The following is a 16,301-nucleotide window of genomic DNA, read 5'->3' as shown; positions in this document are numbered from 1 at the left end:
CCCGGCCTTGACGTTGGGATGGCAGCGAGAGCCGCGATGACGTGGCGGGCACTGACCCGGGCGCGCGAAGCCTGGCCGCGACGTGGCGGGACCTCTCAGCCCTCCTTGCGCGGTCTCTGAGCGAACGCGCGCAACCCGGCGCGGGCCTCCTCGGTGGCGCTGACCGTGGCGAAATCCTCCACCGCCGCCGCGACGCTGCGCCGATAGTCCAGATCGTTCTGGCGCAGAAAGGCGGCTCGTCCCAGGCGCACGGCGATCTCCGGCTTGGAGGCGAAGGTGCGTGCGAGCTCGACCGCCGCCGCCTCCGCTTCGCCGTCGGGCACCACGCGGCTGACCAGGCCGAGGTCGAACGCCTCCCGGGCGGCGAAGGGCCGGCCGCTGAACAGCAGTTCGAAGGCGCGGTGGCGGCCGATGATGCGCGGCAGATGGGCGAAATGGATCGCCGGCAGGAGGCCGTTGTCGATCTCCGGGTAGCCGAAGGTGGCGCTCTCGGAGGCGATGATGACGTCGCACGAGATCGCCATGGTCATGCCCCCGCCGCGTGTCGTGCCGGCGACGACGGCGATCGAGGGCTTTCCCAGCTCGAATTGGGCGTCGTAGAGCTCGACGTAGAGCTTGCGCACCAAGGCGCGGATCCTGGCCGCGGGCTGGTCCGCCAGCGCCTTGAGATCGAGGCCGGCCGAGAAGCGCCCGGGGACCGCGCTGGTGAGCAGCACGGCGCGCGCGCCGTCGTCGGCCGCCGCCCGCCGCAGGCCATCGATCAGTGCCGAGAGCCCCGCGTCGTTCAGGGCGTTGACCGGTGGATTCCTCAGCACGATGCGGGCGATGCCGTCCGCAACCTCATAACCCACAGCAGACTCTTGCATATTGGCTCCCGGCGCGGGCGGCCTTCGCGCATTCTGTTTGTGTGCCGCGCGGGGCATGATTAGATCGCCTTCGCCTTCTCGTCAGCAAGCCGATCATGCACGCATCATTCGACCACCGCTCGAACCTCCTCGCCCCCGACACATCGGGGCTGAACTTCTACCAGGCCGATCCGGCTCTGGCCGACCTGCTGCGCCTCCACCTGCCGGACGACCTGGTCCGGCACATCGAGCCGCACCTCGACCGGCTGGGCGCCTTGGCCGGCGGCCCGCTCGACGAATGCGCGCGGCTCGCCGACCGGCACGGGCCGGTGCTGCACCACCGCGACCGCTTCGGCCGCGACGCACAATGGATCGAATATCATCCGGCCTATCGCGAGCTGGAGCGCGCCGCCTACGGCGAGTTCGGCATCCATGCCATGTCGCACCGCAAGGGCATCCTCGGCTGGCCGGACACCTATCCGGCCGTCGCCAAGCACGCCTTCACCTTCCTGTTCAACCAGGCGGAGTTCGGGATGGGCTGCCCGATCAACGTCACCGACGGTGCCGCTCGGCTGTTGTCGCGCTTCGGCGACGAGGCGCTCAAGGCCAAGTACCTGGACGGACTGACCCAGACCGACATGGCCCGCCTCACCCAGGGCGGCCAGTTCATGACGGAGAAGGAGGGCGGCTCCGACGTCGGCACCCTCACCACGCGGGCGGTGGCGGACGGCGATACCTGGCGGCTCCACGGCGAGAAGTGGTTCTGCTCCAACGCCGACGCGCGCACCATCATGCTGCTGGCGCGCCCCGAGGGGGCGCCCCCCGGCACGCGCGGCGTCGGGCTGTTCCTGATGCCGCGGCTGCTCGACGACGGCTCACCCAACCACTACCGGATCGTGCGGCTGAAGGACAAGCTCGGCACCCGTTCCATGGCCTCGGGCGAGATCAAGCTGGAGGGCGCCGTCGCCTATGCGGTCGGCCGGCTCGACCGCGGCTTCGTGCAGATGGCCGAGATGGTCAACTGGTCGCGGCTGTCGAACGGCGTCAAGTCGGCGGCGCTGATGCGCCGGGCTCACCACGACGCCGCCACGGTGGCGCGCGGCCGCGTGGTGTTCGGCCGGCGCATCGTCGACCTGCCACTGGCGCGGCGGCAACTGATGAAGATCATGCTGGCGACCGAGCAGGCGGTGTCGCTGAGCTTTCTCACCGCGGCGGCCCTCGACCGGGCCGAGGCCGGCAGCCAGGAGGCCGCGGCACTGCTGCGCGTGCTGACGCCGACGCTGAAGTACCGCGCGACGCGCGACGCCCGCAAGGTCTGCGGCGACGCCATGGAGATGCGCGGCGGCACCGGCTACATCGAAGAGTTCGCCACTCCGCGGCTGCTGCGCGACGCCCACCTCGGCTCGATCTGGGAGGGTACCGGCAACATCGTGGCGCTCGACGCACTGACCCGGGCGGTGCGTCGCCACGGCGCCGAGGCGGCGCTGGCGGCCGACCTGCATGCTCGCATCGACGACAGCGAGGGCGTGCCGGCGGCCTGGCGCGACCGTCTCCGCGGCCTCGCCGACCGCGCCATCGCCTTCGCGCGCCAGGTGGCGGCGGACGAAGCCAGCGAGGCCGACGCGCGGAGAGCCACCAGCGCGCTCTATCATGTGGCGAGCGCGGTTGCCTTCGCCTGGGAGGGCGGGCGCATCCACGCGCGGCGCGGCGATGCCCGGCGCCTGCTGCTGTCGCGGCTCGTCGTCGATCATCGCCTGGCGCCGCAGGACCCGCTGGCCCCCTCGGCCGGGCCGGCGGAAGACGCGCTGACCGAGCGCCTGCTCGGCGATGCCCCGGTCAGCCTGGCCGACGCGCAGGCGCTGCTGACGACCTGACGCCCGGTGGGTGGCCGTGTAGCCTCCGAGCCTTGGCGCTACGCGCCCGCCGCCGCGAAGGCGGCGGAGACGATGTCCTGCGCCTCCTGCTGGACCTGCCGCAGGTGGTCGATACTCACGAAGCTCTCGGCGTAGATCTTGTAGACGTCCTCGGTGCCGGACGGGCGGGCGGCGAACCAGCCGTCCTTGCTCGACACCTTGATGCCGCCGATGGCCTCGCCGTTGCCGGGCGCCTTCGACAGGCGCTGGGTGATCGGCTCGCCGGCGAGCGTCTGCTGGCTGATCGCGTCGGGCGAAAGCTTCTTCAATACGTCCTTCTGCCGGGCGCTCGCCGGGGCGTCGATGCGCTCGTAGAAGGGGCGGCCGAGCTCGGCGGTCAGTTCGTCGTAGATGTGGCCCGGGTCGCGCTTGGTCGTCGCCGTGATCTCGGCGGCGAGCAGGCCCAGGATCAGGCCGTCCTTGTCGGTGGTCCAGGCCGTGCCGTTCTGGCGCAGGAAGGAGCCGCCGGCGCTCTCCTCGCCGACGAAGCCGAGCGAGCCGTCCAAGAGGCCGTCGACGAACCATTTGAAGCCCACCGGCACCTCGGTGAGTTTGCGGCCGAGCTGGGCCGTGACGCGGTCGATGCTGCTGCTCGACACCACCGTCTTGCCGATGCCGACGGAGGCGGCCCAGCCGGGGCGGTGGGCGAACAGGTAGGAGATCGCCACCGTCAGATAATGATTGGGGTTCATCAGCCCGGCGGAGGGCGCCACGATGCCGTGGCGGTCGGCGTCGGTGTCGTTGGCGAAGGCGACGTCGAATTTGGACCGCAGATCGATCAGCCGCGCCATGGCGTAGGGCGAGGAGCAGTCCATGCGGATCTTGCCGTCCCAATCCGCCGTCATGAAGCGGAAGGTCGGGTCGACGGCGTCGTTGATGACGGTGGCGTCGATCCCATAACGCTCGATCACCGGCTGCCAATAGTGTACGGCGGCGCCGCCCAGCGGATCGATGCCGATGCGCACGCCGCTGGCCCGGATCGCCTCCATGTCGACGACGTTGCCGAGGTCGGCCACATAAGGGGTGATGAAGTCGTACTTGTGCACCTCCGGCGCCTTCAGCGCCTTCGCATAGGGCAGGCGCCGCACGTCCTTGAGGCCGGCCGCGATGATCGCATTAGCCTCGCGCTGGATCTCGTCGGTGGCATCGGCGCCGGCCGGCCCGCCGTGGGGCGGATTGTACTTGAAGCCGCCGTCCTCGGGCGGGTTGTGCGAGGGCGTGATGACGATACCGTCGGCGAGGCCCGCGCTGCGGCCGCTGTTATAGGTGAGGATGGCGTGCGAGATCACCGGCGTCGGCGTGTAGCCGCCGGCGGCATCGATCATGGTGGTGACGCCGTTGGCGGCGAGCACCTCGATGGCACTCGCCAGCGCCGGCTCGGACAGCGCGTGCGTGTCCTTGCCGATGAACAGCGGCCCGTCGGTGCCCTGCTTCCTGCGATAGTTGCAGATGGCCTGGCTGATGGCCAGGATGTGCGCCTCGTTGAAGGCCGCGTCGAAGGCCGAGCCGCGGTGGCCCGAGGTGCCGAAGGCGACGCGCTGCGAGGGCTCGGCCACGTCCGGCTGGAGGGAGAAATAGGCCGTCACCAGCTTGGGGACGTTGACGAGCCTGGCGGGATCGACGGGCTTGCCCGCGAGCGGGCTGACCTTGCTGGACATGGGCGTGGTTCCTCCCGGCGCACCTGCGATCGTCCCATGACTTAGCCGCTGATGCTGACCTTTGCACGACGAAAGCGCCGCCGTCCGCTGCCCGACCTGCCGCCTGTCCCGCCGGGCCGGGCGCCTCGGCAGGAGGTTCGGCCGCAACCCTCCCACCGTCATGGCCGGGCTTGACCCCGGCCATCCATCCACTCGGCAACACCCACCGGCGGCCAGCCCTAGCCGTGACCGATGGATGGTCGGGTCAAGCCCGACCATGACGAGAGGTCTGGACTGGTGGGCGATTGCCCTAATCCCCGCGCGCCGCTCTGAAAGCGCTCGGGGGCTGGCCGACATGGCGCGTGAAGAAGCGCGAGAAATAGGCCGGGTCGGGAAAGCCGAGGCCGTAGCCGATCTCGGCCACCGCGGCATTGGAGTAGAGCAGGGCGCGCTTGGCCTCGAGCAAGGCGCGCTGGTCCAGCATGTCCGAGGGCGCCTGGCGGGCGACGCGGGCACACGCGGCGCGCAGCCGGCCCGGTGTCACCCCGAGGGCCCGGGCATGGGCCTCGACCGATTCACGCAGGCGGAACCGCTCCTGGACGCGCTGGCGCAGCCGCGCCACCAACTCGGCCTGGGCGCCGCGCATCACCAGGCCGTCGCCGTCGTCCGGTGCCTGCGCATGGCGGGCGCGCAGCGCCGTGACCATGAGGTCGAGCAGGCCGGCGTCGGCGGCGGCGCGGTGACCACGCGCCGCCCAGCCCAGCTCCTGCATGAGCCGCGCCGCGGCGGCGGCGATTGCGGCTTGCTGGCCCTGATCCAGCGGCACCACGGCCGCGGTGCCGAACAGGCCGCGCAGGTCCTCGTCGTGGCGCACGAGGTCCTGCAGGTGGGCCGTGGCCACCGTGACGACGGAGCCGCTGGACTCTGCCTGCCAGCGGAAGCCGTGCACCGTCCCCGCCGCAATCAGCAGCAGGCAGGGCGCCACGAAGGCGAGGCGGCGTGTCTCGGCCCGCATGGTGCCGCCGCCGGTGGCGATGTGGAACAGGTGGTTCAGTTCGGCATGAGCGTGCGGGCGAATCGTCCATCCGCTGGGGCGCGAGCGATCGTCCAACGACTCCACATGGATGAAACCGTCGTCGACCGCCCGATGGGCCTCGCCATAGAGATAGAAGGTCGGAACGGCCGTTTCGGCGCTCGCTGCCATCGCTGCCTCGCTCTCCCACAGTCGATGATTGGTCCAAGGTTTTGCATCGACTGTCCATGGCTTGGCACGACAGCCGATCTATTCTCATTGGCATAAACCGTTACGTTCCTGGGAGGAGCGGGCCCTGCGCACGCAAGTCGCCATCATCGGCGCCGGCCCGGCCGGCATGTTCCTCGCCCACCTGCTGCACGCCGCCGGCGTCGCGGTCGTCGTCATCGAGCAGCGCACGCGCTCCTATGTCGAAAACCGCGTCCGGGCCGGCGTCCTCGAGCAGATCACCGCCGACCTGATGGGCCGGCTCGGCCTCGACCGGCGTCTGCGCGCCGAGGGGCTGGTGCACGAAGGCATCAACCTCGCCCTGGACGGAGACATCTTCCGCATCGACCTGGCGGCGGCGACGGGGGGCTCCACGGTGACCGTCTACGGCCAGCAGGAGGTGATGAAGGACCTCTTCGACGCGGCCGACGCGCGCGGCATTTCCATCGTCTGGAATGCCGAGGGGGTGGCGCTGCACGACCTCGAGAGCGAGCGGCGGCCCGTCGTCACCTGGACCCTGGGCGGGGTCGCGCAACGGCTCGAATGCTCGTTCGTCGCCGGCTGTGACGGCTATCACGGCGTCAGCCGCTCCGCCATTCCGGCCGACGTGCTACGCACCTACGAGCGCGTCTATCCCTTCGGCTGGCTCGGCATCCTCGCCGACGTGCCGCCGGCCGGCCACGAGCTGATCTACGCCAACCACGCCCATGGCTTCGCGCTCGCCTCCATGCGCTCACCGACGCGCAGCCGCTACTACATCCAATGCACGCTCGACGAGAAGCCGGAGGACTGGCCCGACGAGCGCTTCTGGGACGAGCTCTGCCTGCGCCTCGGCCCGCAGGGTGGCGCGGCTGTGACGCGCGGACCCTCGTTCGAGAAGTCGATCGCGCCGCTGCGCTCCTTTGTGGCCGAGCCGATGCGCTGGGGCCGGCTGTTCCTGGCCGGCGACGCCGCCCACATCGTGCCGCCGACCGGCGCCAAGGGCCTCAACCTCGCCGTGGCCGACGTCATCGTCCTGGCCGACGCCCTGACCGTCTTCTTCACCTCGGGTTCCACGGCTGGCATCGACGCCTATTCGGCCCGCGCGCTCGCCCGCGTGTGGAAGGCGGAGCGCTTCAGCTGGTGGTACACCTCGGTCACGCACCGCTTCCCTGATATGGACGGCTTCTCCCGCCGCCTGCAGATGGCGGAGCTCGACTATATTCGGACCTCGCCGGCGGCCCAGCGTTCGCTGGCGGAGAATTATGTGGGGTTGCCGCTCGTCCGCTAGTCCCGGGAAGCCGCGCGCACACTGGAGCCACCATGATCAGCAAGATCTACGACAGCCCGGCCGCCGCCCTCGACGGCGTCCTGTTCGACGGCATGACCATCATGTCCGGCGGCTTCGGCCTCTCCGGCAATCCGGAAAACCTGATCCCGGCGCTGCGCGATGCCGGGACCAAGGATCTGACCGTCATCTCCAACAATTGCGGCGCCGACGGCTTCGGCCTGTGGATGCTGCTCAACAACGGCCAGATCAAGAAGATGATCTCGTCCTACGTGGGCGAGAACAAGCTGTTCGAGAGCCTCTACCTCTCCGGCAAGCTCGAGCTGGAGCTCAACCCGCAGGGCACCTTGGCGGAGCGTATCCGCGCCGGGGGCGCCGGCATCCCCGCCTTCTATACCAAGACCGGTGTCGGCACGGTCGTCGCCGAGGGCAAGCCCGTGGAGGAGTTCGACGGCGAGCTCTACGTGCGCGAGCGGTGGCTGAGGGCCGACCTCGCCATCGTCAAGGCGTGGAAGGCGGATCCGGAAGGTAATCTGATCTATCGCAAGACGGCGCGGAACTTCAATCCGATGATGGCGACCGCCGCCAAGGTGACGATCGTCGAAGTCGAGGAGATCGTCGAAGCCGGCAGCCTCGAGCCGGATTGCATCCACACGCCCGGCATCTACGTCAACCGCATCATCAAGGGCGGGCACTACGCCAAGCTGATCGAGAAGCGCACCGTGCGCCAGCGCGAGCCGGCCTGATCAGCAGCGCGATGCGACCGCGGCTACGCCCGGCCGCACGAATGCGGGTCCGCTGCGAGGGCACTGCCGGCCGCGTCCGGCGGGACGCTGCACCGGGCTCGCGGCCGGCCCGTCGGCCAGGAGGCAAGACATGTCGCTCGTGATCCCCTATGCGCGCGAAGACGCGGGGCAGCCGCCGTCGCTCTACCCGGACTATCGCTCGACGGTGCTGCGCAGCCCCCGGCAGCCACTGGTACACATCCCCCCGACCTTGACCGAGGTGACCGGGCCGGCCGGATGTTGGGACCGGCTGATGGGGGATGCGCTCGCCGATCTCACGGCTCAGCACAGGGCGCCGCCCCAGGGGCAGCGCATCGTCGTCTCGGGCCGCGTGCTCGACGAGACCGCGCGGCCCGTGCCGGACACCGTGATCGAGATCTGGCAGGCCAATGCCGCCGGCCGCTACATCCACAGCAAGGACGATTGGGACGCGCCGCTCGATCCCAACTTCACCGGGGCCGGCCGGGTCGTCACCGATGGCGAGGGGCGCTACCGTTTCGTCACCGTCCGGCCCGGTGCCTATCCCTGGGGCAACCACCACAATGCCTGGCGGCCGGCGCACATCCACCTGTCGCTGCTCGGGCCGGGCTTCGCCACCCGCCTGGTGACACAGCTCTATTTCCCCGATGATCCGCTGATCGAGATCGACCCGATCGCCAACGCGGTGCCGATGCCCTACCGGCAGCGGCTGGTGGTACGTTTCGATATCGACACGACGGTGCCGAACTGGGCGCTGGGCTATCTCTTCGACATCGTGCTGCGCGGCCGTCAGGCAACTCCCATGGAGGACGACCATGGCCACTGACAATCGGGGGCTGGACAACCAGAGCCAGGAGTTGTTCGGCCAAACCCCGTCGCAGACGGTGGGGCCGTTCTTCCACTACGGCCTGCCGTGGAAGGGGGGCGCCGATCTCGTCGGCCAATCCGGCATGGGCGCCCGGCCCGACCTTTTCCCGCCCGAGCATTGCGTGCTCAACGTGGCGCCGCCGCATGCCCGCCCCGAGGGCGAGGTGATCGAGATCACCGGCCGCGTCATCGACGGCGAGGGCCAGCCGGTGCCGGACGCCATGGTCGAGATCTGGCAGGCCAACGCTGCCGGCCGCTACGCCAGCCCTGACGATGTGCGCAGCGACGTGCCCCTCGATCCGGGCTTCATAGGCTTCGGCCGCGCGGCCACCGGCGCCGATGGCGTCTACCGCTTCCGCACCATTCGCCCGGGGCGCGTGCCGGGCGCCGGCAACGTCTTGCAGGCGCCCCACATCGCCGTCTCGGTGTTCGGCCGCGGCCTGCTGAAGCGGCTGGCGACGCGGCTCTACTTTGCCGGCGGGGAGGGCAACGAGGAGGATCCGGTGCTGGCGCTGGTGCCGGCCGAACGCCGGGCCACCCTGCTGGCGGAACCGCAGGCGCTCGGCGCGTGGCGCTTCGACATCGTATTGCAGGGGGACGGCGAGACCGTCTTCTTCGACCTGTGACGACGGCCCTGCTACGCCTGCGACCGGCGACAACGCCGGCCATGCTGGTCGCCTTCGACGACAAGGCGACGCTGGAGGCGGCGCTCGCGTTCGAGGCCGCCCTGGCCCGGGCGGAGGCGGCCGAAAAGCTGATCCCGGCGGCGGCCGCGGCGGCCATCGTTCGTGCCTGCGCCACCATCGCCATCGATGCGGCCGAACTCGCCGACGAGACCGCGCTCGCCGGCACGTTGGCCATTCCGCTGGTGGCCCGGCTCCGACAGGTTCTCGCCGATGACCCGGCGGTCGCCAAGGCCGTGCATCACGGCGCCACCAGCCAGGACCTCGCCGATACGGTGCTGATGAGCCAGGCCCGGGTCGCCGTCGGTCTGCTCGACGCCGATCTAGCGCGCCTCGCGGCGGCGCTGTCGCCGCTCGCCGAGCGCTACGGCGCCGTCCCGGCCATCGGCCGCACGCTGCTGCAAGATGCGCTGCCGATCGGCTTCGGCCTGCGCATCGCCCAGTGGCTGGCGGGCATCGCCAGCGCCCGGGCGCGGCTGGCGCGGGAGGCGGCAACGGCCGTCGCCCTCCAGCTCGGCGGCGCCGCCGGCACGCGCGCCGGGCTGGCCGGCAAGGGCCAGCAGGTCGCCGCCCGGATGGCCGCCGAGCTTGGCCTGGTGTCGCCGCCGGGGCCGTGGCACAGCCGCCGCGACGGGGTGGCAGGCCTCGCCACGGCGCTCGGCATTGCCATCGGCGCCATGGCCAAGATGGCGCGCGACGTCGCCCTCTTGGCGCAGAACGCCATCGGCGAGGCGCGCGAGCCGGCGGTGCCCGGCCGCGGCGGCTCGTCCGCCATGGCTCACAAGCGCAATCCCACCGGCTGCGGGGTCGCGCTCGCCGCCGCCGTGCGGGCGCCCGGGCTCGTCGCCGGAGTGCTCGCCGGCATGGCGCAGGAGGAGGAGCGCGGGCTCGGCGGCTGGCAGGCGGAAGGCCCGGCGCTGGCGGAGCTGTTCATGCTGGCCGCCGGCGCCGCGGAGGCCATGGCCTGCGTTGCCGAAGGCCTCGACATCGACGACGCCGCTATCGCCCGCAACCTCGCCCAAGCCGGCCTCGGCCACGACATCGGCGAATCCCAGGCCATCGTCGCCGCCCTCATCGCCGCCTACCGGAGCTCGTCCTGATGCCCTTCACCACCCGCGACGGCATTCGCCTCTATTGGAAGCTCGACGGCGCTCCCGAGCGGCCGCCGCTGGTGCTGCTCAACTCCATCGGCACCGACATGGGCCTGTGGGACCGGGCCATCCCGCACCTGTTGCCGGCCTTCCGGCTGCTGCGCATCGACACGCGCGGCCACGGGGCCTCCGATGCGCCGGAGGGCGACTACACCCTGGCCGGGCTCGCCGCCGACGTGCTCGCCGTCATGGATGCGGCCGGCATCGAGCGGGCGGCCGTTGCGGGGGTGTCGCTCGGCGGCATGATCGCCATGGAGATCGCGCTCGCCGCGCCGGGACGCGTCACTGGGCTCGGCCTCGTCTGCACCTCCGCCGCCCTCGATCCGGCAGCCTGGGCCGACCGCATCGCGCTGATCCGCTCCGGCGGCATGGCGGCCATCGCCGATCTCGCCATGGGGCGCTTCCTGGCGCCCGGCTTCGTGCGCGCCCATCCCGACATCGCGGCGGGCTTCCGCGCCGGGCTGCTCGCCATGGCTCCAGCCGGCTACATCGGCGCCGGCGCCGCTATCCGCGACATGCAGCTCATCGACCGTATAAGCGCCATCGCCGCGCCCTGCGTCGTCGTCGCCGGCGACCGGGACATCTCGACGCCCTTCGCCGGCCACGGCGACAGGATCGCCGCCGTCATCCCCGGTGCCGAGGTGGCGCATCTGGATGCCGCGCACCTCGCCCCGGTCGAGGCGCCGGCCGAGCTCGCCGCGGCGTTGCGGCGGACGCTGCTGCCCCTTGAGCCGGCGGAGGCAGCCGCCGACACCCTGTTTGCGGCGGGCCTTGCCAACCGCCGGCGCGTGCTGGGCGATGCCTGGGTCGACCAGTCGCTGGCCCGCCGCACGCCGTTCAACGCCGACTTTCAGGCCATGATCACCCGCATCGCCTGGCACGAGGTGTGGGGTCGGCCAGGGCTCGACGAGCGCACCCGTCGCCTGCTGGTCGTCGTCATCACGGCCGCGCTCGGCCGCTGGGAGGAGTTCCGCCTGCACACCCGCGCCGGCCTGGCGCGCGGTGGCTTCACCCGCGACGAGCTGAAGGAGGCGCTGATGCAGACGGCGATCTACGCCGGCGTGCCGGCCGCCAACACGGCCTTCGCGGAGGCCGGCGAGATCCTGAAAACCCTGGCCGACGAGGCCTGAAGCGCGCCGCGCGGGCTTGATTAATGGTTGCCAAAGCAACGGATTTGTGGGAGATAGAATCGATCTGAACAAGGCGGCACAAGCCGCACTCACGGGAGGGACGAGATGGAGGCGGCTCCGCGAATCCGCGTGGCGACGCCGCGGCGGCCGAGCACTCCCCGGGGCCAGAAGCGGCGCTGCCCGATATCGTTCCGTGTGCCGTTCGCCGATTCAAGCGCCTCGCGCGTCGCTCTCAGCGTCATGGCCGGGCTTGAGCCGGAGCTGCGGGGAGCGCACCTCGTTCGGGACGAGGGGGTCGCAGGTTCGGATCCCGCTCTACCGTCCACTATCGGGAGTGGCGTCGCCCGGCCGGGTGACCGCCGGCAAATTGTCGTGCAGGGCGCCGAGGAGGTGGATCAGCGTGTTCCGCTGCTCGGCCGTGAGGCACGACAGCAAGCGCCGCTCGCGCTCCAGCGCCACCAGGATGATGCGATCGTGCAGGGCGGTTCCCGCGTCCGTGAGGCTGATCAGCCGGCGGCGCGCGTCGCCCGGGTCGACCGTGACATCGACCAGCCCCTTGCCCTGCAGCGCTGCCAGCGTGCGGCTCACCGGCCCCTTGTCGAAACCGATGACGTGGCAGATGCGGGCGGCCGGAATTGCCGGCTCGATGGCCAGCAGCGACAGGATCCGCCATTCCGTGACGTTGACCTTGAAGCGGCGCTGGTAGGTGGTGGTCGCCGTCTTGGCCAGCTTGTTGGCGAGGAACGCGAGCAGCGCCGGCACGTAGCGGTCGAGGTCGAGCCGCGGCGCTGCCGTCTCGCGGCCTCGCACGTCCTCGTCGCTCGCCGTCCTGCCCCTGGCCATCGCGCCTTCCGATCCTTGCCGCCGATATGGCGCATCGGCTGCCCTTCGTCATGCGTTTTTCGGCGGGCCCCGGCCGCATGGCTCCGCACTCCAGGGAGGTGAGCATGATCACGCCGCAGGTCGAGCCGCGGGACATCCGGCAGGCGCCGTCGTCCGCGCCGGTGTCCGACGTCGATCCCTTCTCCGACGCCTTCTTCGAGGATCCTCATCCCATCCATGAGGCGCTGCGGGAGGCCGGCCCCGTCGTCTATCTCGCCAAGTGGAACGTCTTCGCCGTCGCCCGCTACGCCGAGGTGCATGCGGTGCTGAACGACCCGGCGACCTTCTGCTCCAGCCGTGGCGTCGGCCTCAGCGATTTCGCCAAGGAGACGCCGTGGCGGCCGCCGAGCCTGATTCTCGAGGCGGACCCGCCTGCCCACACCCGCACCCGCGCCGTGCTGAGCCGGGTGCTGTCGCCGGCCGTGATGAAGCAGATCCGCGACGGCTTCGCTGCTGCGGCCGACGCGACGGTCGACGAGATCGTGGCGCGCGGCCGCATCGACGGCATCGCCGACGTGGCCGAAGCCTACCCGCTGTCGGTGTTTCCCGATGCGGTCGGCCTGAAGGCGGAGGGCCGCGAGAACCTGCTGCCCTATGCCGGCCTGGTCTTCAACGCCTTCGGGCCGCCGAACGCCCTGCGGCAGTCGGCGATCGAGCGCTCGGCGCCGCACCAGGCCTATGTGCAGGCTCAGTGCCAGCGGGAGAGCTTGCGCCCCGGCGGCTTCGGCGCCTGCGTCCATGCCCACGTGGACAGCGGCGAGATCACGGACGCCGAGGCGCCGCTGCTGGTGCGCTCGCTGCTCAGCGCCGGCCTCGACACCACGGTCAACGGCATCGGTGCCGCGCTCTACTGCCTGGCGCGCTTCCCGCACGAGTGGGAGCGCCTGCGCGACGACCCCGGCCTTGCCCGCAACGCTTTCGAGGAGGCGGTGCGCTTCGAGAGCCCGGTGCAGACCTTCTTTCGCACCACGACACGGCCGGTCGAACTCGGCGGCGTCGCTATCGGCGAGGGCGAGAAGGTGCTGATGTTCCTGGGCGCCGCCAACCGGGATCCGCGCCGCTGGGAGAATCCGGAGCGTTACGACATCACCCGCCGCACCAGCGGTCACGTCGGCTTCGGCTCCGGTATCCACATGTGCGTCGGCCAGTTGGTAGCCCGGCTGGAGGGTGAGGTGCTGCTGTCAGCGCTCGCGCGCAAAGCCCGCTCGATCACCGTCAGCGGCCCGGTCAAGCGCCGCTACAACAACACGCTGCGGGGGCTCGAGAGCTTGCCGCTCGCCATCGAGGGAGCCTGATCGGTGCCGCAGGTCATCTTCGTCCACCCCGACGGTCGGCAGGACGCGATCGAGATCGCCGTGGGCGCGAGCGTCATGCAGGGCGCCACCCAGCACGGCATCGAGGAGATCCTGGCCGAATGCGGCGGCAACGCCATGTGTGCCACCTGCCATGTCTATGTGGACGACGAGCAGATCGGGCGACTGGTGCCGATGTCGGAGAACGAGGACGCGCTGCTCGACGGCACCGCGGCCGAGCGGCAGCCGACCAGCCGTCTCGCCTGCCAGATCGAGGTCACGCCGGCGCTGGACGGCCTCCTCGTGCGCCTGCCGGACCGACAGACCTGAGCTGGACCCTGATCCGAGAAAGTGGAGCCCCTTTTGGGCAGGATCATCTTCCCAACGAGGGCCCGGAGCGGGATGATGATTCAAGAAAAACCACTCGACTCCAGCTCGTCCGAACGTCCGATTGCGCGGGGCGCGGGCAAGTGGTCTGAGCATAGGCGGCGACAAAAAGACGGGGAGGAGCAGATGAGGGTGGCCTGTTGGGCGTTCGCGGTGTCGCTGGCCTGGACCGGGGCGGCGATGGCGCAGGTCTCGGACGATGTCGTCCGGGTCGGCGTACTGACCGACATGTCGGGTCCATTCCAGGACACCAACGGCATGGGCTCGGTCGAGGCCGCACGCATGGCGGCGGAGGACTTCGCCGGCGGCGGCAAGGGCATCAAGGTCGAGGTCGTCTTCGCCGATCACCAGAACAAGCCGGACATCGGCTCCGCCATCGTGCGGCGCTGGCTCGATGTCGACAAGGTCGACGCCGTCGTCGACGTGCCGAACTCATCGGTCGGCCTTGCGGTCAACTCGCTGCTGCGCGACACGGCGATGACCTTCCTCGCCTCGGCCACCGCAACGTCCGACCTGACGGGCAAGGCCTGTTCACCCAATACGGTGCAGTGGGTCAACGACGCCTGGGCCACCGGCAACACCACCGCCGCAGCCATGATGCAGCGGGGCGGCGACACCTGGTTCTTCATCACCGTCAACTACGCGCTCGGCCAGGGCATCGAGGCGGAGGCCACCAACTACATCCTCAAGCATGGCGGCAAGGTGCTGGGCTCGGCCAAGCATCCGCTCGACACCGCCGATCATTCCTCGTTCCTTTTGCAGGCCCAGAGCTCGCAGGCCAAGGTCATCGGCCTCGCCAACGCCGGCGCCGACACCATCAACCTGGTCAAGCAGGCGGCCGAGTTCGGCCTGCAGAGGGGTGGCCAGAAGCTCGTCGCCTTTCTCGCCTTCATCAACGACGTGCACGCCATGGGGCTCAAGAACGCGCAAGGCCTGCTGCTGACCGAGGGCTTCTACTGGGACCTGAACGACGACACCCGCGCCTTCGGCAAGCGCTTCGGCGCCCGGCCGGGCATGGACGGCAAGATGCCCAGCAGCAACCAGGCCGGCGTCTACTCGGCCACGATGGCCTATCTCAGGGCCGTGGCCGCCGCCGGCACAGATACCGGCAAGACCGTCGTCGCAGAGATGAAGAAGGCGCCGTTCCAGGACAAGCTGTTCGGCGATTTCGCCGTGCGGCCGGACGGCCGCGGCATCCATCCGATCCACCTCTTCGAGGTCAAGAGCCCCGCGGAGTCGAAGTATCCTTTCGACTATTACAAGCTCGTGGCGACCGTGCCGGCGGACAAGGCCTTCCGGCCGATCTCGGAAGGCGGCTGCCCGATGCTGAAGTAGTCCACACCCAAGGGCGCTCCGGCCCGGTCGGATAAGGCCGTCCGATCGGGACATGCACACGGCATCGGCCACGCCTGAATGCGCGCTCACCCGGATCGCACGCGGTGCGGTCCGGCCCGTCTCGCCGCCCCCCAGGATATCCCGATTTCCCAACAGGTCCCGATCCGCTGTACAGGGCAGACGGCAGGGCATGCTGGGCGAGCTTGAAGCTGGGGCGACTCGCGACACCTGATCGCGATACGGCTGGACGGGGAGGGCAAGCGGTGGACTGGGTTACGACAACGAAGCTGTTCGCCGCGCTGTTCGCCATCATGAACCCGCTCAGCACCATCCCGGTGTTCCTGGCGCTGACGGCGGACCAGCCGCCGGCGGAGCGTCGCCGTGCCATGGTGGGGATGATCGTGACCATCGCGGTCGGCTCGCTGGTCTGCGCGCTGGCGGGCCAGCAGCTGCTGGCGATGTTCGGCATCGACGTCTCGCACTTCCGCTTGGCCGGCGGCCTCATCGTGCTGCTGATCGCGCTGTCGATGCTGCACGGCGAGGACAGCAGCGCCCATCACGGCACGGAGGCCGAACGGCAGACCTTCGAGACCGCGACGAACGTCGGCATCTATCCCCTCGGCATTCCGATCGCCTTCGGCCCCGGCACCATGGCCACCATCATCGTGTTCGCGCAGACGGCGACCGGCCCGGCCGGCCTGATCGGCTATTATGCCGGGCTCATCGGCTATCTCGTCTTTTTCGCCATCCTGCTGGCCTGCGCCCCGCTGCTCGCCAGCCGCCTGTCGCCGACCGCGCTCTCCATCTCCAAGCGAGTGATGGGCATCATTCTGGCGGCGATCGCCGCCGAGATGATCGTCGGCGCCCTTGGCGACCTCTTTCCCGGCTGGCGCGCATAAGGGGCACGG

At 70.4% G+C, this 16,301-nt stretch carries 15 protein-coding genes; 11 read left to right on the top strand and 4 right to left on the bottom strand.

Going from position 1 to position 16,301, the window contains the following annotated elements; genetic code table 11:
- Nucleotides 1–95: 95 nt before the first annotated feature.
- A complete protein-coding gene (locus IEW34_RS01425) occupies nucleotides 96–866 on the bottom strand; it encodes an enoyl-CoA hydratase/isomerase family protein (RefSeq protein WP_188607342.1) in 771 nt (256 codons plus the stop codon).
- A 95-nt stretch (nucleotides 867–961) separates the two neighbouring features.
- Here IEW34_RS01425 and IEW34_RS01420 point away from each other — a divergent pair, with 95 nt between their 5' ends.
- Entirely contained in the window at nucleotides 962–2,719 is a 1,758-nt protein-coding gene (locus tag IEW34_RS01420) for an acyl-CoA dehydrogenase family protein (protein ID WP_188607341.1), read from the top strand.
- A 38-nt stretch (nucleotides 2,720–2,757) separates the two neighbouring features.
- Here IEW34_RS01420 and pgm read toward each other — a convergent pair whose 3' ends face one another.
- Together pgm and IEW34_RS01410 are read right to left on the bottom strand one after the other, a co-directional pair.
- Nucleotides 2,758–4,416, bottom strand: a complete 1,659-nt coding sequence (gene pgm, locus IEW34_RS01415) for a phosphoglucomutase (alpha-D-glucose-1,6-bisphosphate-dependent) (RefSeq protein WP_188607340.1) — start codon at nucleotides 4,414–4,416, stop codon at nucleotides 2,758–2,760.
- Between the two features lie 289 nt (nucleotides 4,417–4,705).
- A complete protein-coding gene (locus IEW34_RS01410; RefSeq protein ID WP_188607339.1) occupies nucleotides 4,706–5,599 on the bottom strand; it encodes a helix-turn-helix domain-containing protein in 894 nt (297 codons plus the stop codon).
- A 124-nt stretch (nucleotides 5,600–5,723) separates the two neighbouring features.
- Between IEW34_RS01410 and pobA the strand changes: the two genes are divergently transcribed.
- The 6 genes from pobA to pcaDC all read left to right on the top strand — a co-directional run bounded on the left by pobA (nucleotide 5,724) and on the right by pcaDC (nucleotide 11,497).
- Nucleotides 5,724–6,905, top strand: a complete 1,182-nt coding sequence (gene pobA / locus IEW34_RS01405) for a 4-hydroxybenzoate 3-monooxygenase (RefSeq protein WP_188607928.1) — start codon at nucleotides 5,724–5,726, stop codon at nucleotides 6,903–6,905.
- A 32-nt stretch (nucleotides 6,906–6,937) separates the two neighbouring features.
- On the top strand, nucleotides 6,938–7,648 hold the full coding sequence (locus tag IEW34_RS01400) for a CoA transferase subunit A (protein WP_188607338.1): 711 nt from the start codon (nucleotides 6,938–6,940) through the stop codon (nucleotides 7,646–7,648).
- Between the two features lie 130 nt (nucleotides 7,649–7,778).
- The gene (gene pcaH / locus IEW34_RS01395; protein ID WP_188607337.1) at nucleotides 7,779–8,492 is read left to right on the top strand and encodes a protocatechuate 3,4-dioxygenase subunit beta; all 714 of its coding nucleotides are present in this window, start codon (nucleotides 7,779–7,781) and stop codon (nucleotides 8,490–8,492) included.
- Complete coding sequence (pcaG, locus tag IEW34_RS01390; protein WP_188607336.1) at nucleotides 8,482–9,159, top strand: protocatechuate 3,4-dioxygenase subunit alpha; 678 nt, start codon at nucleotides 8,482–8,484, stop codon at nucleotides 9,157–9,159. The genes pcaH and pcaG overlap by 11 nt, the downstream gene beginning before the upstream one ends.
- Before the next feature lie 41 nt (nucleotides 9,160–9,200).
- Complete coding sequence (locus IEW34_RS01385) at nucleotides 9,201–10,316, top strand: lyase family protein (RefSeq protein ID WP_188607335.1); 1,116 nt, start codon at nucleotides 9,201–9,203, stop codon at nucleotides 10,314–10,316.
- Nucleotides 10,316–11,497: a bifunctional 3-oxoadipate enol-lactonase/4-carboxymuconolactone decarboxylase PcaDC gene (gene pcaDC / locus IEW34_RS31030; protein ID WP_188607334.1), complete on the top strand. Its 1,182-nt coding sequence runs from the start codon at nucleotides 10,316–10,318 to the stop codon at nucleotides 11,495–11,497. The genes IEW34_RS01385 and pcaDC overlap by 1 nt, the downstream gene beginning before the upstream one ends.
- Nucleotides 11,498–11,812: 315 nt before the next feature.
- Here the strand turns inward: pcaDC and IEW34_RS01375 are convergent, their stop codons facing one another.
- Nucleotides 11,813–12,340 carry a MarR family winged helix-turn-helix transcriptional regulator gene (locus IEW34_RS01375; RefSeq protein WP_188607333.1) on the bottom strand — a complete coding sequence of 176 codons (528 nt, stop codon included), beginning with the start codon at nucleotides 12,338–12,340 and terminating at the stop codon, nucleotides 11,813–11,815.
- Between the two features lie 104 nt (nucleotides 12,341–12,444).
- On the opposite strand from IEW34_RS01375, the gene IEW34_RS01370 reads away from it, so the two are divergent.
- The 4 genes from IEW34_RS01370 (at nucleotide 12,445) to IEW34_RS01355 (ending at nucleotide 16,292) form a co-directional block, all read left to right on the top strand.
- Nucleotides 12,445–13,674, top strand: a complete 1,230-nt coding sequence (locus tag IEW34_RS01370) for a cytochrome P450 (protein ID WP_188607332.1) — start codon at nucleotides 12,445–12,447, stop codon at nucleotides 13,672–13,674.
- A 3-nt stretch (nucleotides 13,675–13,677) separates the two neighbouring features.
- A complete protein-coding gene (locus tag IEW34_RS01365) occupies nucleotides 13,678–14,001 on the top strand; it encodes a 2Fe-2S iron-sulfur cluster-binding protein (RefSeq protein ID WP_188607331.1) in 324 nt (107 codons plus the stop codon).
- A 183-nt stretch (nucleotides 14,002–14,184) separates the two neighbouring features.
- Nucleotides 14,185–15,393 (top strand): ABC transporter substrate-binding protein, encoded by a 1,209-nt coding sequence (locus IEW34_RS01360; protein ID WP_188607330.1) that lies wholly within the window; start codon nucleotides 14,185–14,187, stop codon nucleotides 15,391–15,393.
- Between the two features lie 263 nt (nucleotides 15,394–15,656).
- Nucleotides 15,657–16,292 (top strand): MarC family protein, encoded by a 636-nt coding sequence (locus IEW34_RS01355; RefSeq protein ID WP_244641679.1) that lies wholly within the window; start codon nucleotides 15,657–15,659, stop codon nucleotides 16,290–16,292.
- The last annotated feature ends 9 nt before the right edge of the window (nucleotides 16,293–16,301 follow it).

This window comes from Chelatococcus reniformis, assembly GCF_014640075.1.
Taxonomy (GTDB): Bacteria; Pseudomonadota; Alphaproteobacteria; order Rhizobiales; family Beijerinckiaceae; genus Camelimonas; species Camelimonas reniformis.
The sequence above is the reverse complement of the archived record's forward strand: the minus strand, read 5'-3'. Positions and strand labels throughout refer to the sequence as shown.